The organism is Bifidobacterium pseudolongum subsp. pseudolongum DSM 20099 (assembly GCF_000771225.1).
Classification (GTDB): Bacteria; Actinomycetota; Actinomycetes; order Actinomycetales; family Bifidobacteriaceae; genus Bifidobacterium; species Bifidobacterium pseudolongum.
Window position 1 is genome coordinate 49,766 of sequence record NZ_JDTZ01000005.1, and the last position, 19,753, is coordinate 69,518.

18 protein-coding genes are annotated in these 19,753 nt (G+C 64.6%); 4 read left to right on the top strand and 14 right to left on the bottom strand.

Features of this window, described 5'->3' with window-relative positions; genetic code table 11:
- Positions 1-162: 162 nt before the first annotated feature.
- From OU02_RS04860 to OU02_RS04870, 3 genes are all read right to left on the bottom strand, one after another.
- Entirely contained in the window at positions 163-1,101 is a 939-nt protein-coding gene (locus tag OU02_RS04860; RefSeq protein ID WP_033489107.1) for an NAD-dependent epimerase/dehydratase family protein, read from the bottom strand.
- 358 nt (positions 1,102-1,459) lie between these two features.
- Positions 1,460-1,714 (bottom strand): GlsB/YeaQ/YmgE family stress response membrane protein, encoded by a 255-nt coding sequence (locus OU02_RS04865; RefSeq protein ID WP_026644069.1) that lies wholly within the window; start codon positions 1,712-1,714, stop codon positions 1,460-1,462.
- A 285-nt stretch (positions 1,715-1,999) separates the two neighbouring features.
- Positions 2,000-2,170, bottom strand: a complete 171-nt coding sequence (locus OU02_RS04870; protein ID WP_425592529.1) for a GlsB/YeaQ/YmgE family stress response membrane protein — start codon at positions 2,168-2,170, stop codon at positions 2,000-2,002.
- 303 nt (positions 2,171-2,473) lie between these two features.
- On the opposite strand from OU02_RS04870, the gene upp reads away from it, so the two are divergent.
- Positions 2,474-3,115 (top strand): uracil phosphoribosyltransferase, encoded by a 642-nt coding sequence (gene upp, locus OU02_RS04875; protein ID WP_033489109.1) that lies wholly within the window; start codon positions 2,474-2,476, stop codon positions 3,113-3,115.
- 183 nt (positions 3,116-3,298) lie between these two features.
- Here upp and OU02_RS04880 read toward each other — a convergent pair whose 3' ends face one another.
- The 6 genes from OU02_RS04880 to dnaB form a co-directional block, all read right to left on the bottom strand.
- On the bottom strand, positions 3,299-4,366 hold the full coding sequence (locus OU02_RS04880; RefSeq protein ID WP_033489110.1) for a glycerophosphodiester phosphodiesterase family protein: 1,068 nt from the start codon (positions 4,364-4,366) through the stop codon (positions 3,299-3,301).
- Between the two features lie 70 nt (positions 4,367-4,436).
- Entirely contained in the window at positions 4,437-6,134 is a 1,698-nt protein-coding gene (locus OU02_RS04885) for an ABC1 kinase family protein (RefSeq protein ID WP_225532087.1), read from the bottom strand.
- A gap of 468 nt (positions 6,135-6,602) precedes the next feature.
- Positions 6,603-6,956, bottom strand: a complete 354-nt coding sequence (locus OU02_RS08540; RefSeq protein WP_420796580.1) for a phasin family protein — start codon at positions 6,954-6,956, stop codon at positions 6,603-6,605.
- A 112-nt stretch (positions 6,957-7,068) separates the two neighbouring features.
- Positions 7,069-7,818 (bottom strand): type 1 glutamine amidotransferase, encoded by a 750-nt coding sequence (locus OU02_RS04895; protein WP_033489112.1) that lies wholly within the window; start codon positions 7,816-7,818, stop codon positions 7,069-7,071.
- A gap of 11 nt (positions 7,819-7,829) precedes the next feature.
- Positions 7,830-9,278, bottom strand: coding sequence for a Mur ligase family protein (locus tag OU02_RS04900; RefSeq protein ID WP_033489113.1), 1,449 nt, complete (start codon positions 9,276-9,278; stop codon positions 7,830-7,832).
- Position 9,279: 1 nt separating this feature from the next.
- The gene (gene dnaB / locus OU02_RS04905; RefSeq protein WP_033489114.1) at positions 9,280-10,656 is read right to left on the bottom strand and encodes a replicative DNA helicase; all 1,377 of its coding nucleotides are present in this window, start codon (positions 10,654-10,656) and stop codon (positions 9,280-9,282) included.
- Positions 10,657-10,848: 192 nt separating this feature from the next.
- On the opposite strand from dnaB, the gene OU02_RS04910 reads away from it, so the two are divergent.
- Positions 10,849-11,442, top strand: a complete 594-nt coding sequence (locus OU02_RS04910; protein WP_033489115.1) for a uracil-DNA glycosylase family protein — start codon at positions 10,849-10,851, stop codon at positions 11,440-11,442.
- Positions 11,443-11,474: 32 nt separating this feature from the next.
- The gene (locus OU02_RS04915; protein WP_033489116.1) at positions 11,475-12,056 is read left to right on the top strand and encodes a uracil-DNA glycosylase family protein; all 582 of its coding nucleotides are present in this window, start codon (positions 11,475-11,477) and stop codon (positions 12,054-12,056) included.
- A gap of 270 nt (positions 12,057-12,326) precedes the next feature.
- Here the strand turns inward: OU02_RS04915 and OU02_RS04920 are convergent, their stop codons facing one another.
- The 4 genes from OU02_RS04920 to ftsY form a co-directional block, all read right to left on the bottom strand.
- Positions 12,327-14,183 carry a [protein-PII] uridylyltransferase family protein gene (locus OU02_RS04920; RefSeq protein WP_033489117.1) on the bottom strand — a complete coding sequence of 619 codons (1,857 nt, stop codon included), beginning with the start codon at positions 14,181-14,183 and terminating at the stop codon, positions 12,327-12,329.
- 120 nt (positions 14,184-14,303) lie between these two features.
- On the bottom strand, positions 14,304-14,642 hold the full coding sequence (locus OU02_RS04925) for a P-II family nitrogen regulator (protein WP_022858139.1): 339 nt from the start codon (positions 14,640-14,642) through the stop codon (positions 14,304-14,306).
- Between the two features lies 1 nt (position 14,643).
- Complete coding sequence (locus tag OU02_RS04930; RefSeq protein WP_033489118.1) at positions 14,644-15,939, bottom strand: ammonium transporter; 1,296 nt, start codon at positions 15,937-15,939, stop codon at positions 14,644-14,646.
- 193 nt (positions 15,940-16,132) lie between these two features.
- Positions 16,133-17,407 (bottom strand): signal recognition particle-docking protein FtsY, encoded by a 1,275-nt coding sequence (gene ftsY / locus OU02_RS04935; RefSeq protein WP_033489119.1) that lies wholly within the window; start codon positions 17,405-17,407, stop codon positions 16,133-16,135.
- 73 nt (positions 17,408-17,480) lie between these two features.
- On the opposite strand from ftsY, the gene OU02_RS04940 reads away from it, so the two are divergent.
- Positions 17,481-18,188 carry a TetR/AcrR family transcriptional regulator gene (locus tag OU02_RS04940; protein WP_080720558.1) on the top strand — a complete coding sequence of 236 codons (708 nt, stop codon included), beginning with the start codon at positions 17,481-17,483 and terminating at the stop codon, positions 18,186-18,188.
- Here the strand turns inward: OU02_RS04940 and OU02_RS04945 are convergent.
- A complete protein-coding gene (locus tag OU02_RS04945) occupies positions 18,160-19,719 on the bottom strand; it encodes a C69 family dipeptidase (protein ID WP_033489120.1) in 1,560 nt (519 codons plus the stop codon). The two genes, OU02_RS04940 and OU02_RS04945, sit on opposite strands and share 29 nt — an antisense overlap.
- Positions 19,720-19,753 lie beyond the last annotated feature (34 nt).

Here is a 19,753-nt window from a genome sequence, read left to right on the forward strand (position 1 = left end):
CGCGTCACAGCGGTATGGTGTACACACCCGCGCAAATCATGTACAATATAAGACGCGTCGGGCCGTGCATAGCCCCGGGCTCCATTTTTTGCCGCTGCGAGCGGCCTTTGCGCCGACATGGCGCTTTCGCGGTCCGACGTTCTCTCTTCCCTCAGCCGCGCGTCAGTGTGTAGGCACGGGCATGTTCGGCAGTTCCTCATCGATGAACTTCATGTACGGCTTGGCCACCACCTCATTGCGGTGCGCGCTGTACCACGCGTATGACTCGCGCAGACCCTCGGCGAGCGGCGTCGTCTCCGGCATGAGTTCGCGTTGCGCACGCACATCGAGCTCATACTGGTAATCGTGGAAGGGGAAGAAACTGCGCTGGGGCACGTTGTGCACCTCCACGCATTCGAGCGGTTTGCCCGCGGCGCGGTAGCACAGCTCGACCCATTCGCGCACACTAACCGATTCCGGATTGCCCACATTGAACACATGCTGCTGCGGCCGCTGCCCGATGATCACGTTGATGAACCGGCACAAGTCGCGCACATGGAAGAACTGCAGGCGCATCTCCCCTTCGCCCGGAAGGCGGAACGCGCGCGAGGCGTCGGCGCAGTCGAAGACGAAGGCCTCGCGGTACACGTTGTTCATCGGTCCGTACAAGTACGGCGGCCGGATGATGTATGCGTTCGGAATCTGTTGGAGCACGGCGCGTTCGGCGGCGATCTTGCCTTCGCTGTACGGGCCCCACACCTCATGTTCCGTGTTGAGCCCAAGCCGGCCGTTCTCGACGAATGGCTGCAGGTTGGTGGTTGGGTACACCGCGCTGGAACTGATCATCACATAGGTCTCGAAAGTGGCCGATCCCAAGGCGCGCGCCAGATTGTCCACATCCTGCGCGTTGTAGGCGGTTACGTCGATCACCGCGTCGAAATGCTGGCCGTCCAGCACATTCCCCAGTGCGTGCCGGTCGGCTTCGATGACCGTGACGCCCTCCAGCTGCTGCTTGGTATTGCGGTTGAGGACCACAACGTCTGCGCCAAGACCCGCGAAATACCGCGCGAGGTACTTGCTCACGAAGACGGTTCCCCCTGTCACCAGAATCCTACGTGCCACTTCGCTCCCTTGTTCTCCTGTGGATTAGGACTACAGCAGAACGTACCAGATGGATGCGGGACATGGGGCCAGGGCGCCCACGATGTGGGATTGAGCAGGCCCCATGTCATGTGATCAGATTCGCCGTTTTCGTCACCGTTTTCGCCGTTATGGTCATTAATCGAGATAAAAAGTGACGAAAACGGCGAAAACGGTGACGAAAACGGCGAATCCAGAGAGGTAACGACACCTACCGCCACGACAGCAGGCGGCAAGACGGCAATCTTCAACCATCTCCAAACCACAATCATCCTGCATCGCATAACAAAGAGGCCCTGCATGTAGAGCCTGCAGGGCCTGAAACGCCTATACGTGACAATCACTTCTTGGCGGTGACTCTCATCACGAAGAACGAGACAACAGCGACCACGATGACCGCGCCGATGAGCGATGGGAAGATGGCCATGCCGCCGAGTTGCGGGCCCCAGCTGCCGAAGAGCGCCTGTCCCAGCGCCGAACCAGCAAGGCCTGCGATGATGTTGGCGATCCAACCCATCGATCCGCTGCGGTTCGTGATGGCTCCAGCGATGGCTCCAATGATTGCTCCAACGATAAGCGTCCAAATCCAATACATGATATTTCCTTACGTCTTGGTTTTCAAGGTTCGGGAAGAAACCTTGAACTATCTTTCACTGTACGGGACCGCACGATGATTTCCTTGAAATCACGCGGTTTTACGCTACTACGGCAAAATCAGGCAACGCACAGGCTGGCCAACTATGCTTCCGCATGTGCGCCGGCCGCGGGAGTGGCCCGGCCCGTCATTCACCCGTGCGCCCCTCGCATTCGGACAAAAACGCAACGCCGGTGCAAGGCGCATGCCCCACACCGGTGTATGACGGTAACCAACCCCGTGACGTCACTTGCTTGAACGCATGAGGAAGAACGAAACGACGGCAACGACAATGATCGCGCCGATGAGCGACGGGATGATTGCCATGCCTGCGAGCTGCGGACCCCAATGTCCCAGCAGGGCCTCACCGATCGCCGAGCCAACCAAGCCGGCGATGATGTTGCTGATCCAGCCCATCGCTCCACTGCGACGGGTGATGACACCAGCGACTGCGCCAATAATGGCTCCTACAATCAATACCCATATCCAACGCATAATAGTACTCCTTTCCTAACGCGAAGAATGTGGGTAGGTATAAATATACGAAGCCGATAATGGTGAGTATTGCTTTTTAGCTAATGGCAAGCACCGCTATCTCATAGCTGAAAAGGCATGCGCGTTGACACGATTGCGCTATCCGCATGGACATCGGCGCATCGCCCGGTGTGCGTCCATCGCTGAATCAGACACGCGCGCCATGCGCAGGCTATGCTAGGAGATATGGAACTCCAAGTACTCAATCATCCGCTGGTCGAGCACAAGCTCACCGTGCTGCGAGACAAGAACACCCCTTCATCCACCTTCCGCGAACTCGTCTCCGAGCTCGTCACACTCGAAGCCTACGAAGCCACCCGCAACCTTGAGGTCGTGGACAAGCCGATCGAGACGCCTGTGGCGCCGATGGTGGGCAAGACAATCGCCAAGCCGCGCCCAATCATCGTGCCGGTGCTGCGTGCCGGCTTGGGTATGCTCGACGGCATGACGCGCATGATGCCGAGCGCCGAGGTCGGATTCCTGGGCATGAAGCGCGACGAAGAGCATCCCACCCAGCAGATCACCTACGCGAACCGCTTGCCGGACGACCTTTCGGGCCGCCAATGCTTCCTGATCGACCCGATGCTCGCCACCGGCGGCACGCTCGTGGCCGCCACCCACTATCTGGCGGAAAAGGGCGCCAAAGACGTGACCGCCATCTGCATCATCGCCGCACCGGAGGGCATCAAGTTCGTCGAAGAGAACATCGACCCGAGCATCTCGTTCCGCGTTGTCGTCTGCGGTGTGGACGAAGGCCTCAACAGTAAGAGCTACATCGTGCCCGGTCTGGGCGACGCCGGCGACCGCCTGTACGGCGTGATCGACTGACACAACCTACGCACAGACGGGGGTTTTCGCCGTTTTCGTCATAAATCCAACCAAAAAATGACGAAAACAGCGAAAACCCTGACGAAAACGGCGAAACCAGCAACATAAACAGCGAAACCCCCAATGCAAGAGCGGGCCGCGGTATTCACCACCGCGGCCCGCCCGTATTATGCGCGTATCAGCTCATAGCTGCATGTTCGGCGCGGGCAGTTCGCCCGGCACGAACGCTTCGAAGATGTAGCGGTCGAAGTATGGCATGCTTTGGCTCAGTTCAGCCGAGCTGCGTACGGTCCATGCCACGGAGAGCGCGCCCATCTTGCGCGCGAAGGCGAGCAGCTTGCTGCTGCCGTTACGGTAGTCATACGCCACGAAATCGGGCCGCGACATCCAGTTGAACACGAGCTTGCCGGCGGCCCATGCCACCGGGTCAGTCGAGCCGAACGGCACGTCCTCGGCGAGCTGCCCACGGCACACGTCCGGATGGTTCGTCTTGTACCAGTGCATCGCGGCCGGGTTGAACGACTCCACCGCATACAGCCCACAGTACGCCTCGAGCAGATCCGCTGCGCGCGCCATGAACTCATCGTCACGGGAGTCCCATGCGCGCACGTTCTCGAACTTGAATTCGACGATGATCGGCACGCGGCCGTCCACCACGCGCAGCACGTCGCTGAGCAGCGGCACATGCTGGTAGTAGCCCTTCGGCGCCTGCTCCGGCGTTTTGACCGCAGCCGGGTCGTCCGCGGCGGCGCCCGGCAGCAGCGGCGACTCATGCGCGCCTGGCGCGGCTGTAGGGAAGAGCGGGATGCGCACGAGCTCGTCGTACGTCAGGTCGGCCACGCGGCGCGGATCGCCGGCCACGCGCAGCAGGTCGGGGTCGTGCAGCACCACGATCTGATTGTCGAGCGTCATCTGCACATCGAGTTCGATGCCGTAGCCGGCGGTCGCTGCCGCGGCGAACGCGGCGAGCGAATTCTCCGGCGCGATCGGGCCCGGTTCGTTCGGCGTGCCGTAACCCGACTGCATCGCCATGCGGCGTGCGAGCGCGATGTATTCGCCGCTCTCCCCCGCGTACTGCTGGCTCAGGCCGGAGCCCGCGTCATGCAAGCCGCGATGCGCGTAGGGGATCTGCGGCAGCGTGGGCACATAGTTCTTGCGCTTGTTGCCGAACGTGCGCGGCGCCATCGCCCACAATCCGGCACCTGCGGCGAGCGCTCCGCCAATCAGGATTTTCTGTACGGTCTTGGCCATGTTTCCTCCTTGGGAGTTCCACTACCCGAGCCTACTGCACGCCGGTGCCGTTGCTGTCAGCGAACGCGCGTCATTTGCGGGCGCGCCGTTTGGCCTGCCGTTTCTTCGAGTAGATGTCGAAGACGATCCATACGGACAGCACAAACGCCGCCAAGTACCCCAGGAACCCCACGGCCGGGATGCCGAAGATGATCGGCTTCATGCCGGCGTAGTACACGATCGACGATCCGATGAACAGGCCGACGACGATGAGCGCCATCGTCAGTCGGTTGACCATGTCGGAAAGCTGGCGCATCGGCTCTTCGGATGAGACGAGCTCGAGGTTCATGCGCAGTTCGCCGCGCGTGAGCATGTGGAGCGCGGTGTTGGCCTCGCTCATCGATTTGAGCGCGCCGTGCAGCGCCTCGTGCCCCTCCACGGCGAGCGTCTTGAGTTCGTCGGTCACCGATTCCATGTTCGTCTTCGACGCCGCGATGTGCTTCGAGACGATCTGGATCATATTGACGTTGGGGATGAACTTGTCAAGCAGGCCTTCGAGCGTCACGAGCGCACGGCCCACCGTGGTCACTGAGCTCGGAATCTCGATACCGTGCCGGCGCGCCATCTGCGTCAACTGCGCCAAAAACGCGGCCAAGTCGAGGTCGGCCAGATCCACGGTGCCGAATTCCTCGACGATCCCGTCCAGGTCGGCGAGCAGCGAGGGGTAGTCCGTGTGGTTGATCTCGGTGCCGGCGAAGCGCAGCAGCGCGTCGGCGAGCCCCGCCGAATCCTGCTTGGCCACCGCGAACAACATCTGTTTGAGCGCCGCGCGCGTCGATGCGTTGAGCCGCCCGGTCATGCCGAGGTCGAGCAGCACGATCGTGCCGCCGCGGATCTCGATGTTGCCCGGGTGCGGGTCGGCGTGGAAGAAGCCGGCGTCGAGGATCTGCGAAGCGTAGTTGTCGACGAGCTTCGTGCCGATCTCCTTGAGCGAATAACCGTCGTCGAGCAGTTCGCGCGTGTGCGCGATCGGAATGCCCTCGATGTATTCCATGACGACCACATGCTCGGTGCACAGGTCCACATACGGCGTGGGGCAGTCCATGTAGGCATAGCCCTCGCAGAAGCGCTTGAATTCACACAGGTTGCGCGCTTCGTTGAGGAAGTTCGTCTCCTCGTCGAAGGTCTCCCACAGTTCCTCCACGACGCCCTGGAAGTCCACCACCTGCGCGTTGTGCATGATCTTGGTGGCGCCGCGCGCGAGCGAACGCATGATCGACACGTCCTCGGCCATCGTCTCGCGCACGCCCGGCCGCTGCACCTTGACGGCCACATCTTCGCCCGTGAGCAGCGTGGCGCGGTGCACTTGCGCAAGTGAGGCGGAACCAAGCGGCGTGGGGTCGATCTTCGCGAAGATCTCGTCCACCGGCCGCCGGTATTCGTTTTCGAGCGTCTCGAGCACGATCGAATACGGCATGGGGTCGGCGTCGGCGCGCAGCTTCGCGAGCTCATCGCAGAACGATTGCGGCAGGATCTCGGACCGCATCGAAAGGATCTGCCCGACCTTGACGAACGTGGGGCCGAGCGCTTCGAACATGAGGCGCATCTTGACCGGCGTGAGCCCCTTGAGGGCGTCGAACTGCACGGCGATCTTGCCGATCTGGTGCAGGCGTTTGATTTTGCTGCGCCGCGTGAGGTGGTATTCGCTCGAAAACGACTTCTTGCGCGCGCCGAACAGGCCGATTGTCTCATCTTCGGTATGCCGGTTGAGCGGCACGTCCTCAGGCATCGGCTGGCGGCGCGCCGGACCGCTGTGCTGCTGCGCGGCCTCCCGCTCGTCGTCTTCCAACTGCATGATCCGCTCCGCCTCGCGGGCCTCGGCCTGCGCGCGCAACCGGGCGTCGCGCTCCCCGGCCGCACCGGGCGCATCGGCCGCCGCCTCCTGATCCTGCAACGCGTCGTCGAGCGCGATGATCCGCGTGGTCTCACGGTCTTCGCGCGCTCGGCGTTCGCGCGCGGCATGCGTGGCCTGCTCATCCGCGCTGCGGCGCGCACGCGCGACCTCCCGCTCGTCGCGGCGCAGTTCGCGCGCCGCGCTGCGGTCATCTGGATTGTGTTCGTTCATAGGCAAACCAAAACGCCGCCCGGGTCATACCGGCTCGGGCGGCGCGTGTCATCGGGAGCTTGTGCACGTCATCGCACGCTCATCGGGGATTGGCTGCGGCGCGGGCCGCACGGAGCGCCGCGCCGGGACGGCTCACTTCGTGGAGCCGGCGTTCGCAGGGTCGACCGGGGTGTTGTCGGCGGGCGCGGCGGCGTTGTCATCGTCGGCCCCGACCATGGACTTGACGTTCTGCTGCACCTGGTCCTTGATGCCGGCGGCGGCGTCACGCACGGTCTGCGTGGCTTCCTGCGCCTGTTCCTTGAGGCCGCTCGTCTTCTCGCTGGCCTTGTGCGCGAGCTCGCTGTTGAGCTTCTTGCCCTGCTCGACGGTCAGCTCGCCACGGGCCACCAGATTGTTGACGATCTCCTGGCCCTTCTCCGCGGTGGCGGCGAGCGCGCCGACGCCCGCGAGGAAGATCTTGCGCAGGCCTTCGCCGAAGTCCGGCATATTGGTGTTGTTGGAAGTGTTGTTGTCGGTCATGATACCTCCCGGGTTCAAACGACTGTCATTGCCCACTCTACACGCTCAAGGCCGGCCTGCCGCGCGCCGCGGCGGCGTTTCAGCGTGGGCGTACCTCGGCCACGGCTCGGGCATGTTCGGCGAGTGCGTCCAAGCGCGCGAGCTCGTCGCGCATGTCTGCGCTCTGCTCGGGGGTGAACGTGCCGTAGCGGCGTTCGGCGGCCGCACGGATCAGGAAGTCGCTGATCGCAGGATTCTTCGGCAGCAGCGACCCATGCATGTAGGTGCCGATCACATGGTTCACCACGGCGCCTTCGGTGTGGTCCTCGCCGTTGTTGCCGCAACCGTCGGCGTCCACATGCCCCAGCGGCTGCACATGCTCGCGCAGGAACGTCTGCCCCGAATGGTTCTCGTAGCCCACGATCCGGCCGAATTGTTCGCTCAATTCGGTGAGGTTGCCGATCATGCGCACATCACGCCCCACCGTGTACGCGCCGATGATCGAGATGCCTTCGAGCTTCGAGCCGTCCACCGTCTCAAAGTATTCGCCGAACAGCTGGTAGAGGCCGCAGATCATGAGCATCGGCACGCCGTCCTGCGCGAGCGAGCGCAGCAGGTCGGCGCGGCGGAACAGGTCCTCGATGATCTTGCGCTGGCCGTTGTCCTGGCCGCCACCGCCCAGGATGATGTCGGCATGGTCGGGCCACGGGTCGTTCTGGTTGACGGCGTGGATGCGCGGCTCATAGCCGTAGAGCGCGAGCCGGCGCTCCACGGTGAGCACGTTGCCCGAATCGCCGTAGATGTTCATGTCTTTGGGATAGAGCGAGACAATGTCGATTTGCCGTGCCATCACGCACTCCTTTACTTGCCCACGCCGGCGTCCGCAACGTCGGCCATCGTGCCCAGGATCGAACGCACGGCGAGCATTGCCGTGTACGTGCAGTAGATGTGTTTGCGCGTGCCCGGGTCCATGCCCACGAACGCGCGCACTGCCTGCTCGAGGTCGGTGTTGACGCCGCGCGCCGCCACGCCGTCGTATTCGAGCCGCAGCGCCATGTCCCACGCGCGCACGCCCGACACGGCGTCGACGCCGGTGGCGTGCAGGCTCGTGAAGTCGACGTCCCACAGCCAGCTCATGTCGCGGCCGTCGGCGTATTCGTCGTTGATGCAGATCATCGTGTTGCAGCCGGCCGGCGGGAACGAGGCGAGCGCCAGACGGAACCCCATCGGGTTCTTCACGAGCAGCAGCTCGACGGGCGAGCCCTGCACGTCGATCACCTCGCCGCGTCCGAACGCCGGCGTGACCTGCGCGAGCGCATCGACGAGCGCATCGGTCGAGGCGCCGGCGAAGCGCTGGGCGCGCATCACGAAGCCGTCGCGGCGTTTGGCGGGCAGGCGTGCGGCGCGCTCGCGGATCGCCTGCGGGTTGCGTACGCTAGCCTGCACCGCGCGCACCACGGCGAGCGCGGCCGCCGCGTTGTACAGGTTGTAGACGCCTTCGAGGCGCACCTCGGAGTCGTATTCGGTGCCGTCGATGAGCAGTTGCGCGCGGTGGTCGCCCACGCCGGTGAGCATCACGTCGGCCACGGTGCCCGCGGTCGGTTCGGCGGGCGCGGACGCCGGTGCGGCGTCACGCTCGAAGGTCGTGGCCATGTCGTCGTCGGTCGGGAAGAACCGGCGCAGGGCCTGCGAAAGGCCGAAGTGCACAGTGCGCGCACCGCTTGGCACGACCTGCGCGAGCGCGGCGATGCGCGGGTCCTCGCGGTTGAGCACCACCGTGCCGGTCGTGGCGGCTGCGACGCGTGACAGCAGGCGCGCGGTGTTGTCGATCTCGCCGAAGCGATCGAGCTGGTCGCGCATCACGTTGAGCAGCAGCGCGTAGTCGGGGCGCACCTGCTCCACGAAATGCACGGCGTAGGCCTCGTCGAGCTCGAGCACGGCGATGTCGGCGTCGAGCGCGCCGTCCGCCGAGACCTCCTGCAACAGCGCGGAGACGACGCCGCGCGTGAAGTTGGAGCCGGTGGGATTCGTGAACACGCGCAATCCCAACGATTCGAGCATCATCGAGACCATGCGCGTGGTGGTCGTCTTGCCGTTGGTGCCCGAGACAAGCACCACACCGAGCGGCAGCTGCGCGAGCGTGCGGCGCAGGAAGCCGGGGTCCACGCGTTCCACGACCTTGCCGGGGAACGCGCTGCCCCCATGGTGCGTGATGCGCGAAGCCCAGCGCACGCCTTTGCCGATCGTGGGCGTGGCGAAGGCGTACCAAGGCGCGCGCGGCGCCGGTGTGCCGGTGGGTGCTTGCGTCATGTCAGACCCCCTGTTGCATGTTCTGGGCCATGTCGCTGAAGCGCGAGTACTGGCCCTGGAACCCGAGTTGGAACGTTGCGGTGGGGCCGTTGCGGTGCTTTGCCATGATGATGTCCGCCTCGCCCGGCCTGTCCTCTTTATCATAGACGTCGGGGCGGTGCACCAGGAAGATCACGTCGGCGTCCTGCTCGATCGAGCCGGATTCGCGCAGGTCGGAGATCTGCGGCTTGCGGTCGTTGCGCATCTCGGAATTGCGGTTGAGCTGGCTCAACGCCACGACCGGCAGCTCGAGCTCTTTCGCGAGCAGCTTGAGCGCGCGCGAGAATTCGGAAACCTCCTGCTGGCGGCTTTCCACCTGCTTGCCCGAGCTCATGAGCTGCAGATAGTCGATCACCACGAGCTTGAGGCCCTGCGTCTGCTTGAGGCGGCGGCACTTGGCGCGGATCTCCATGAGGCTCATGTTCGGCGAATCGTCGATGTACAGCGGGGCGCTCTCGAGCTTGCCGTAGAAGTCGTTGAGCACGTTCCAGCGGCCGGGGTCGATGTCGTCGGGGTTGCGCATCGCGGCGAGCGGAATGTTCGTCTCCGCGGCGATGATGCGCTGCGCGAGCTCGATGCGGCTCATCTCGAGGCTGAAGATCACGGTGGGCTCGTGGTGCTTGAGCGCGGCCGAACGCGCGAAGTCCACGCCGAGCGTCGATTTGCCCATCGCGGGGCGGCCGGCCACCACCACCATCTGGCCGGGCTGCAGGCCCTTCGTCATCGCATCGATCTCGCGGAAGCCGGTGGGGATGCCGGCTTCGATCTCGCCTTTCTGGATGCGGTCGATCTGGTCGAGCGCCGTGTTCACGGCGTCGCGCAGCGGCACGTAGTCCTGATGCACCTTGCCTTCGCCCATCTCGTAGGCCTCGGCCTGTGCCAGGTTGATCACGTCCTGGGCCTGCGCGCCGCCGGCGTTGTAGCCGAGCTGGGTGATTTTGGTGCCGGTGGCGATCACGCGGCGCAGCAGCGCGCGCTGGTGCACGATCTCGGCGTAATACAGGGCGTTCGCGGCCGTCGGCACCTCCGACGCCAGGTCGTGCAGGTAGTTCACACCGCCGATCTTCTGCAGGTCGCCGCGCTCGTCGAGCTTCGTGGCCACCGTCACGCTGTCCACGGGGTCGCCGGCGCTGAACATGGCCAGGATCGTCTCATAGATCGTCTGGTGGTTCGGCTGGTAGAAATCCTCGGGGTCGAGGGCCTGCGAGATCTCGCCGATTGCGTCTTTGCTCACGAGCATGCCGCCCAACGCGGCGCGCTCGGCGTCATCATCGTGCGGGGGCACGCGGTCGAACAGCGATGCGTCATTCATGTCGGTTTTCTGGAATCCTTCAGCCATAGCTCACGAGTATATCCATGGAATGGCACAGGCGAAACCGTGCGGATGGAGCACTACCCGTAGCGGAAGAGGACGGAGAGGGAGAGGCATCAACGCACTTGTTGGGGGCTGCCGCATTTTCCCTGTAACGTGACCCGTCGCCCACCGAGGTGTCGCGCCTACAATCGGAAATCAGGATATGGGAGGCTGCATATGGCAAGTATCGAAGACATCAGAACCAGCATCATCAACGACCCGCGCAACGCGCGCTTCACCGCCGAAGGGTGGAAGCCGGTGTTCTCCGCACCATCCACCGCCGTGATCACGATTGTCGGCCAGACGCCGAGCGCGGACGCGCAGCGCAGCGGGCTGTGCTGGGACGACCGCAGCGGTGACCGCCTGCGCGAATGGCTCGACGTGGACCGCGAGACGTTCTACCATTCCGGCCTGTTCGCGCTCGTGCCGATGGATTTCTACTTCCTCGGCGATGGAGAGGACGGCCATGGAGACACACCGCGCCCGTGGGTCGCGCCACAATGGCACCCGCAGATCAACGCGGACCTGCCGCATGTGCAGCTGACGGTCCTAGCGGGCGAAGACGCGCAGCGCTACTACCTGCATGAGAACACCGAAGCGCGCGAGACGCAGACCGTGGAGCATTTCGAACAATACCTGCCCAAGTTCTTCCCCATCGTGCACCCTTCGGGCCGCACCAACATCTGGCGTACCGAGCATCCGTGGTTCGACGAGCGCGTGATCCCCGCACTGCGCACACGCGTGCATGGGATCATCGACGCGCGGCAGTGACGTGCCCTGCCCCCTACATGGAAAGGTGACCGATGGAAACGATTGAGCGCATCACACAGGAGATCATGGCCGACCCGGCCAACCGCAGCTACACCGAGCGGGGCATTCCACCGCTGTTCAGTGCGCCCACGACCGCGCGCATCAACATCGTGGGGCAGGCGCCGGGCGTGCGCGCGCAGGAGACGCGGCTGTTCTGGAACGACCCAAGCGGCGACCGCCTGCGCGCATGGATGGGCGTGGACCGCGACACGTTCTACCATTCGGGCATGTTCGCGATCCTGCCGATGGATTTCTATTTTCCGGGCAAAGGCAAATCAGGCGACCTGGCGCCGCGGCGCGGATTCGCCGAGAAGTGGCATCCGCGCATCCTGGCCGACCTGCCCGATATCCAGCTCACAATCCTCGTGGGCCAATACGCGACGCACCACTACCTGCACCTCAAGTCGTCGGTCAAGCTCACGAGCATCGTCGAGGACTACCGCAGCTACCTGCCCGAGTTCTTCCCCATCGTGCACCCTTCGCCACGCAACGGCATCTGGCTCGGCGCCCACCCGTGGTTCGAGCGCGACGTGGTGCCTGCGCTGCAGCAGCGCGTGCACAGCATCCTGCAGTGAGCGAAAACAGCGACGCTGGATACCAGTCCAGCAGGCCACTGCATTTTGGCGGTGGGCAGAAAACCACGGTGATGCCGCCCTGTGGATTGGTGTATCCACAAAATCGTGATTTATCCACATTCTGGGGATAACCATGTGGATTGCCGCTGATTTTATCCACATTCGGTGGATAAGTCTGTGGATAGCGTGGGGATACGAGGTGTACAGCCTCCATTCCCCACTGTTCCGATTTGCCATATGGCTAGTTCTCTGCTATACTGCCCGCACCATTCACATGTGGTATTGCGCGACCGAAGCCATCGTCGTCACCAGTTTGGCGCGCCACCGGCTCCACCCCACCTTGCCCGAGATCTGCTCTTCGGCGGTGGCTCCCAACGAACACATGTCGGCACGCGTCAAGTCGAACAGCATGTCGAGCAGCGCCGGGTCGTGCTCCACGCGCCGCGCAAGCTCACCGCCCGCCTCGGGGTCGTTCGGGTTGCGCGAACTCGCGAATTCCGAAAGTGTCAGATGCTCGCGCACAAGCAATGTAGCCCAGTGCACGATTCGCGGGTCGAAACCCATGCGCGTGAGCACCGCGCGCGCATGGCGCGCCCCTTCACGCGCGTGGTCAGTGACACCGGGCCGTTTGCCGATGTCGTGCAGGATCCCCGCGAGCAACAGCGCCGTGTACTGGTCGCTCGTGTAGTTCTCGGATGTGCGCGGCGCCACCCCGGCCGCCAGAAAATCGGGACGCACATGGGTGAGCTGCGCCGTCACTTCGAGCATGTGCCGGTCGATTGTGAAGCGGTGCGCGGCGGAGGCGCTCGGCCGGTTGCGGATCGCCTCCCATTCGGGCATCCACCGGCTGGGGATCCCCACAAAGTCCAGCTCCTCCCACGTGCGCGCCAGTTGATCGCCGGTGGCGAGCAGGCGCACGAACAGCGCGCGCGTCTCGTCCGTCCACTCCGTGTAGCGGATCGGTGCGCGCCGCAGGTTCAGCAGTGTGGACGTATTGATCGAAAGTCCGTGTTCGGCCGCTGCTACCGACGCACGCAGCGGCAGCGCGCCGTCGGTCCGCACATCGGCGCCGGGGGCGAGCACAACCTCGTGTTCGTGCTCGGCCACGCCGGCGGCGAGCACGTCGAATGTCGGCGCTTCGCGTTTGCCGCCGGCGCGCGGATGGCGGAGCTGAAAGAACGAAAAACGCGGTTTGTCATGCACGAGTGTGCGTTCGGCGCGCGCCGCCGTGGCGTCGAGCGAGAACGCGATGGTGCGCCCGAGCCGCGCGAGCAATGTCTGCAAATCATCGATCGACTTCGCCTCGCGCGCACCACTCGGCAGCGTGGGATCCGCAAGCCCGAGCATCGCGGCTACCGGCGCCTGGTATGGCGCGAGCAACAGGTTCGTGTCTTTGCCCGCGGCCATATGGATGCAGTCGCGCACATCGAGCAGGCGTTCCACACTGGCGTCGTACCTGCCGTGCGGGCGGTCCGCGAGCCACGACGCGGCGAGCGCGCCCAACAACACGGTGTCGCGCAGTCCGCCGCGTGACTCCTTGATGTCGGGCTGGTTCACATACGGCATCTGCCCGAACCGCTCCAGCCGCACGCGCGCGGAGTCGAGCAGTTCCGGCAGCCGTTTGCGCGCGGCCTTGCGCCAGCGCTCCAAAATGGCGGTGGATGTGCGCGTCACGAGTTCACCGTCGCCCGCGACCGCGCGCACGTCGAGCCAGCCCATCGCCGCCGGCAGGTCGTGGTCGGTCACGGCCTCGCACTCCGCCACTGTGCGCACCGAATAATCCAGGTCGATTCCCGCGTCCCAGATTGGATACCACAGCTTGTTCGCGAGTTCGGCGAGCCGCGCATGGTCCAACGCGCGGCCGTCGCTGATCAGCACGAGGTCGAGGTCGGACGCGGGGCCGATCTGCCCGCGCGCGAGCGAACCGACGGCGGCGAGCGCTACGCCGCGACTCGGCACGTCGAACGGCACGGCCTGCGCGGCTTCGTTCCACAATTGCGCCAGCGCGTCCATCGCGAGCGCGGTGCGCGCGGCGCGCTTGGCGGTGCCGCCGCGCAGTACGCCGTCCGCGTCCGGCGCGCTCAGTTCGAGCATGCATGTTTTGAGATCGCTGACTGCGCTGGGCATGGGTTCCTTTCGCGTATGAGAATCCCCGCGCGCGCTTGCTGCGCCACGCGGGGATGGGATTGCGCGCGGGCGGGCGGAAGGGTTCAGGGACCGCCCGCCCGCGCATGTCTTGTTGTGCGGTCAGATGGCCGCGGAGCCGGTTTCGCCGGTGCGCACGCGCGCCACCATGTCGAGCGGGGCGACCCACACCTTGCCGTCGCCGATCGTGCCGGAGCCGGCGGATTTGATGATGACGTCGACGAGTGTTTCCGCATCGGCGTCGTCGCACAGGACCTCCACGCGGATCTTGGGGATCAGGTCCACCGTGTATTCGGCGCCGCGGTAGATCTCGGTGTGGCCGCGCTGGCGGCCGTAGCCGTTGGCCTCCGAAACGGTCAGGCCGTGCACGCCGGCGGCCGCGAGGGCCTCCTTGACGTCGTCGAGCTTATGGGGCTGGATGATGGCGGTAATCAGTTTCATTTCACTTCATCTCCCTGATGACGGAGCTGGCGGTGCCAGCGAAATCGTATGCGCGCTCGCCCTGGTCGGCCAGATCGATGCCGCTGACTTCCTGCGCGGTGGTGACGCGCCAGCCGACGGTCTTCTCAAGCGCGAAGGCGATGATGGTGGTGATGACCGCGGAGAACGCCATGGCGACGACCGCGATGATGATCTGCACGACGAGCTGGCGCCAGTCGCCGCCGCAGAACAGGCCGGTGTCCTGCATGAAGAAGCCGAGGGCCACGGTACCGATGAGGCCGCCGACACCGTGCACGCCGACCACATCGAGCGAATCGTCGTAGCCGAGCTTGAACTTGAGCGAGCAGGCGAGGCACGTGCAGATACCGGCGATCGCGCCGAGCACGATGGACCACAGCGGCGAAACGACATCGGCGGCCGGGGTGATGGCGACGAGGCCGGCCACGATGCCCGAGGCGGCGCCGATCGCGGTGTAGTGGCCCGTGCGGATCTTCTCGGTGAAGCCCCAGGCGAGCATGGCGGCCGCCGCGGCGAGCGACGTGGAGACCCAGGCGTAGCCGGCCACGCCGTTGGCGGCGAAGGCGGAGCCCGCGTTGAAGCCGAACCAGCCGAACCACAGCAGGAAGGCGCCGAGCATGACGAACGGCACGTTGTGTGGGCGCATCGGCTCGGTGCCGAAGCCCTTGCGCTTGCCGATGATGAGGACGATGATCAGCGCTGCCACAGCGGCGTTGATGTGGACGACCGTACCGCCTGCGAAGTCGTGCGCGGCGGCGCCGATCGCCTGCGAGATCGCGCCATCCGCAGAGAGGATGCCGCCGTTCCACACCATGTGGGCCATGGGAGCATAATCGAAGGTGATCCACAGCGCCACGAAGATCATCCACGTGCTGTACTTGACGCGTTCGGCGATCGCGCCACAGATGAGGGCGACGGTGATCATGGCGAACGCGGCCTGGAACGCCACGTCCACACTGGCCGGGTAGTTGTTGCTGTTCACCCCGGCGGATGTGAACACGCCATCCTGGGCGACCATTGTGTCGCGCAGCAGGAACCCTGTGGCGGGATCACCGAACACACCACCGATCGAATTGCCGGCGTATGCGATCGACCATCCCCACAGGCCCCAGATGAGCATCGTGACGGACAGCGCGGCGGCTTCCATCATCAACATGTTGAGCACGGCCTTCGCACGGACCATGCCGCCGTAGAAAAGCGCCACACCTGGCGTCATCAGGAACACAAGACACGCAGAGGTCAAGATCCACGCGGTATTGCCGGAATCAAGCTGTCCCATACGGCCACCTCCCTATTTATATTTATGTAGTCTTTCTTTCATTTTCGTCCCGCGCATCGCGTGGGCGACTCTCCAATGATGCAGCCCCCTGCGGGGCTCACATGCGCTATGGAACGCCCCGCGGATTTTGAACAAGTTACGGCGCATTACGAATGTGTAACCTCACGCAGAGGGCTGCGAAGGGCTGCTTGGGTCAGCCGAGGATCCCGTCGACAAACGATTCGGGATCGAACGGGGCCAGATCGTCGGGGCCCTCGCCCACACCCACGAGCTTGACCGGCACGCCGAGTTCCTTCTGCACGGAAATCACAATGCCGCCCTTCGCGGAACCGTCGAGCTTCGTCAACACCACACCGGTGATGCCGATCGCCTCGGCGAACACCTTGGCCTGCGCCATGCCGTTTTGGCCGGTCGTGGCGTCGAGCACGAGCAGCACTTCGTCCACGGGCAGGTTCTTTTCGGTCACGCGGCGGATCTTGCCGAGCTCGTCCATCAGGTTCGCCTTGTTCTGCAGGCGGCCGGCGGTGTCGATGATCAGCACGTCCACGTCGTCGTCCTTCGCTTTCGCGGCGGCTTCGAACGCCACCGAGGCCGGGTCGGCGCCCTCTTTGTCGGAGCGCACCACAGGCACGTCCACTTTCGCGCCCCACGTCTCGAGCTGGTCTGCGGCGGCGGCGCGGAATGTGTCGGCGGCGCCCAGCATCACGGTCTTGTCTTCCGAGACGAACAGGCGCGCGAGTTTGCCCGCGGTCGTCGTCTTGCCGGTGCCATTGACGCCGACCATGATGATGACGCTCGGCTTCTTGGCGCCCGGTTTCTCCGCCTCGAGGCTGCGGTCCACATCCGTGCCCACCAAGGCGAGCAGTTCGCTGCGCAGCGCCTCACGCAGCTGCGTGGGGTCGGTCTCGCCGGTCACGCGCGCGTCGGTGCGCAGTTGTTCCACAAGCTGTTCGGAAGCCTCGGCGCCCACATCGGCGAGCAGCAGCGTGTCTTCCACATCCTCCCAGTCGGTCTCCGACAGGTGGTCCTTCGCCAGAATGTTGAACAGCGCCTTGCCGAAGGGATTGCCCGACTTCGACAGGCGTTCGCGCAGGCGCTGCAGGCGGCCCTTCTTGCCTTCCGGCTTCTCGACGGGCGGCACTGGCTCGGCAGGCTCCTCGACGACGACCGCTTCGAGGGACTCGCCCCCTTCGGGACCGGGCTCCTCGACGAGTCCCGGCTCGGCGGGCGGCGCGAGCGTGTCCGGAGTCTGTTCGGCGCGCTCCCTCCCCTGCCCGGCCGGCTCGGGCACCGTGGGCTTTTGCGCCGCACGTTCCGCGGCCAGACGCTCATCGGCCTTCGCCTTCGCGGCCTCTTGTGATTGCTGTATGTTCTTCTTACGTGAGCGGTCCATCCAGATGCCGCCCACAATGAGCAGCACCGCGATGACCACGACGGCAATGATGCCGTACACCATGTTGGTATCCATGCCCTCCAGCCTAGACCATTGCGCGCACCGCCCCAAGCCCGGCCGGGCGAGGGGATGTGAAAAACTGGTGGGCATGGCCAATGCTTCGAGAATGTCTTCATACCAACGCCGCGAACAGCTCATCTGCGTCGGGCGCGCGCTCTTCGCCGCAAAAGGCTTCGAGTCGGTCAGCGTCGAAGAGATCGCCGCGACCGCCAAAGTGAGCAAACCGATCGTCTACGAGCATTTCGGCGGCAAGGAGGGCCTGTACGCGGTCGTCGTGGACCGCGAGATGCGCGCGCTCAACGACATGCTCCTCGGCGCACTGCGCGCCGACGACGTGCACCCGCGCCAAATCGTGGAGCGCACGACGCTCGCGCTGCTCACCTATATAGAGGAGAACACCGAAGGATTCCAGGTGCTCGCGCGCGATTCGCCGACGACCGACCCGACGAGCTCGTTCTCGTCGTTGCTCGGCGACGTCTCCACGCGCGTGGGGCAGATCCTTGAGGAGTGGTTCAAACGGCAGAAACTGCCCGCGAAGAACGCGCCGTACTATGCGCAGATGCTCGTGGGGATGACCGTGTACACCGGCCAGTATTGGGCCGACCGGCGCAAACTGAGCAAAGAGCAGCTCGCCGCGCTGATCGTGAACCTGGCATGGAATGGACTGAGCCGCATGGAAGCCAAGCCGACCCTGCGGTTCGAAGGCGGCAAGGCCACCAAAGCGGCCGCCGCCCCCGAACCCGAACACCATCCCGACGGGGAGGCGGCTACTTCGTCCAGTGATCAGACATCTTGAACGCGTTATGCATCAGGTTGCTCGCCTCGTAGAGCACCTGGTTGAGCAACCGCTGCGTGCGCCCCTGCAGCCAGTGCGCCATCTGATTGTTCGCCTCGCCGAGCGCGAGCCGCACCGCCGCCGTGCGCTCCGTGCCGTTGTCGCCTTCGAGCGCGTCGGCGTCATCGGCGATTGATGCGTCGGTGTGCTTGACAAGCGCATGGCCGTAGGTCTGCACATCCTCGATGTACTGTTCGATCAGGTTCATCGTGCCATACCAGTGCGCGTCGGCGATCACCGCGATGATGCGGTTCGTCCAATACAGCGAATCAGTTGACGCGTCCACACCCGGCGTGTCGCGCAGGTACGCGGGCGTGTCCACAACATTCGCATAGAACGGCGCCGGCGCGGTGAACGCGCCGCAGCCGTACGAGATCCACATGACCGACCGGTACGCCTGCGCCGCGTACGGGCGGATCTGCATGCACACCATATGCCCAGTGCGGTTGATGCCGATCGGGCGGTAGGCGTGGCGCGTCACCGCCGTGCCCGCGGTGCCGTACGGGTCATACGGCGTGCCGTCGAAATGCGAGCCCAGCAGGAATGCCACATCCTCGATCGTGATCTTGCGCTCCGGCTCGCGGCACCACGGCATGTCCTGCGAGGCGGGCGTGTATTGCGCGGCCGGCGAATCCCAGTCTTCGCTGGGATTGAGATGGCGCTGCATGTACCACGCGCGCGGCGTGTTGTAGATCGCGTCTTTCGGCGTGGCCGTGCCGAACGCCGAACGCGGGTCGAAGTGCGCGGGGCTGCCGTCTGGGCTCGTCATGTCACGGTCGAGGTGGTTCTCTTCGATGAATTCGCGCAGATCGGCGCTGCACATGTTGTTGCGGCGCTCGCTGAACGCATCGTCCAGATCGAGCGAATCGATGCCCAGCTGGTTGGGAATCGCCGCGTAGCAGTCGTCGGGCACACGGCGCGCGATCCAGTGGTGGCCGCCGATTGTCTCGACGTACCAGATTTCGTTGACGTCGCTGATGATGATGCCGTTCGACTCGTACGTGCCGACTTCCTCAAGCAGACGGCCGAGGCGCTCCACGCCTTCGCGCGCGGTCTTGACGTACGGCAGCACGATGGTGATGATGTCCTCTTCGCCAAAGCCTCCCGGTGTTTCCTCCACATACCCCGGCTCGCCCGGCTCGCCGACGGCCGGCTTGAGCGCCACAAACGGGTCGGCGGCGAGCACGCGCGGATTGACGGCGATCGTCTCGGTGGCGCTCATCGCCACATTGTGTTCGTTGACGCCGGCCTCCGCGAGCACGCCGCGGTTCGGCACCACATTCGGCACGATGCTGTAGCGGCAAGGGTCGCCGGGCAGGTCGAGCTCCATGTGGCTGATCACGCTGCGGTAGTGGTGCGGCTGGTCGGCCGGCGCCACGGCCACGAAATGCTTGGGGTCGTAGGTGCCGCTGCCTGAATCGTCATTGCGGGCGATGATGGTGGATCCGTCGTAACTGGCTGATTTGCCGACTAACAATGTGGTACAAGACATAGGCACTACGTTAGCGCACGCGCCCCGGTGCGGG

What these genes read in the sequence shown, in the direction of transcription:
- OU02_RS04865 (WP_026644069.1), bottom strand. Translation starts at nt 1,714, where the DNA reads ATGTATTGGATTTGGACGCTTATCGTTGGAGCAATCATTGGAGCCATC.
- OU02_RS04870 (WP_425592529.1), bottom strand. Translation starts at nt 2,170, where the DNA reads ATGGGCTGGATCAGCAACATCATCGCCGGCTTGGTTGGCTCGGCGATC.
- upp (WP_033489109.1), top strand. Translation starts at nt 2,474, where the DNA reads ATGGAACTCCAAGTACTCAATCATCCGCTGGTCGAGCACAAGCTCACC.
- OU02_RS04880 (WP_033489110.1), bottom strand. Translation starts at nt 4,366, where the DNA reads ATGGCCAAGACCGTACAGAAAATCCTGATTGGCGGAGCGCTCGCCGCA.
- OU02_RS04885 (WP_225532087.1), bottom strand. Translation starts at nt 6,134, where the DNA reads ATGCCTGAGGACGTGCCGCTCAACCGGCATACCGAAGATGAGACAATC.
- OU02_RS08540 (WP_420796580.1), bottom strand. Translation starts at nt 6,956, where the DNA reads ATGCCGGACTTCGGCGAAGGCCTGCGCAAGATCTTCCTCGCGGGCGTC.
- OU02_RS04895 (WP_033489112.1), bottom strand. Translation starts at nt 7,818, where the DNA reads ATGGCACGGCAAATCGACATTGTCTCGCTCTATCCCAAAGACATGAAC.
- OU02_RS04900 (WP_033489113.1), bottom strand. Translation starts at nt 9,278, where the DNA reads ATGACGCAAGCACCCACCGGCACACCGGCGCCGCGCGCGCCTTGGTAC.
- dnaB (WP_033489114.1), bottom strand. Translation starts at nt 10,656, where the DNA reads ATGGCTGAAGGATTCCAGAAAACCGACATGAATGACGCATCGCTGTTC.
- OU02_RS04910 (WP_033489115.1), top strand. Translation starts at nt 10,849, where the DNA reads ATGGCAAGTATCGAAGACATCAGAACCAGCATCATCAACGACCCGCGC.
- OU02_RS04915 (WP_033489116.1), top strand. Translation starts at nt 11,475, where the DNA reads ATGGAAACGATTGAGCGCATCACACAGGAGATCATGGCCGACCCGGCC.
- OU02_RS04920 (WP_033489117.1), bottom strand. Translation starts at nt 14,183, where the DNA reads ATGCCCAGCGCAGTCAGCGATCTCAAAACATGCATGCTCGAACTGAGC.
- OU02_RS04925 (WP_022858139.1), bottom strand. Translation starts at nt 14,642, where the DNA reads ATGAAACTGATTACCGCCATCATCCAGCCCCATAAGCTCGACGACGTC.
- OU02_RS04930 (WP_033489118.1), bottom strand. Translation starts at nt 15,939, where the DNA reads ATGGGACAGCTTGATTCCGGCAATACCGCGTGGATCTTGACCTCTGCG.
- ftsY (WP_033489119.1), bottom strand. Translation starts at nt 17,407, where the DNA reads ATGGATACCAACATGGTGTACGGCATCATTGCCGTCGTGGTCATCGCG.
- OU02_RS04940 (WP_080720558.1), top strand. Translation starts at nt 17,481, where the DNA reads ATGGCCAATGCTTCGAGAATGTCTTCATACCAACGCCGCGAACAGCTC.
- OU02_RS04945 (WP_033489120.1), bottom strand. Translation starts at nt 19,719, where the DNA reads ATGTCTTGTACCACATTGTTAGTCGGCAAATCAGCCAGTTACGACGGA.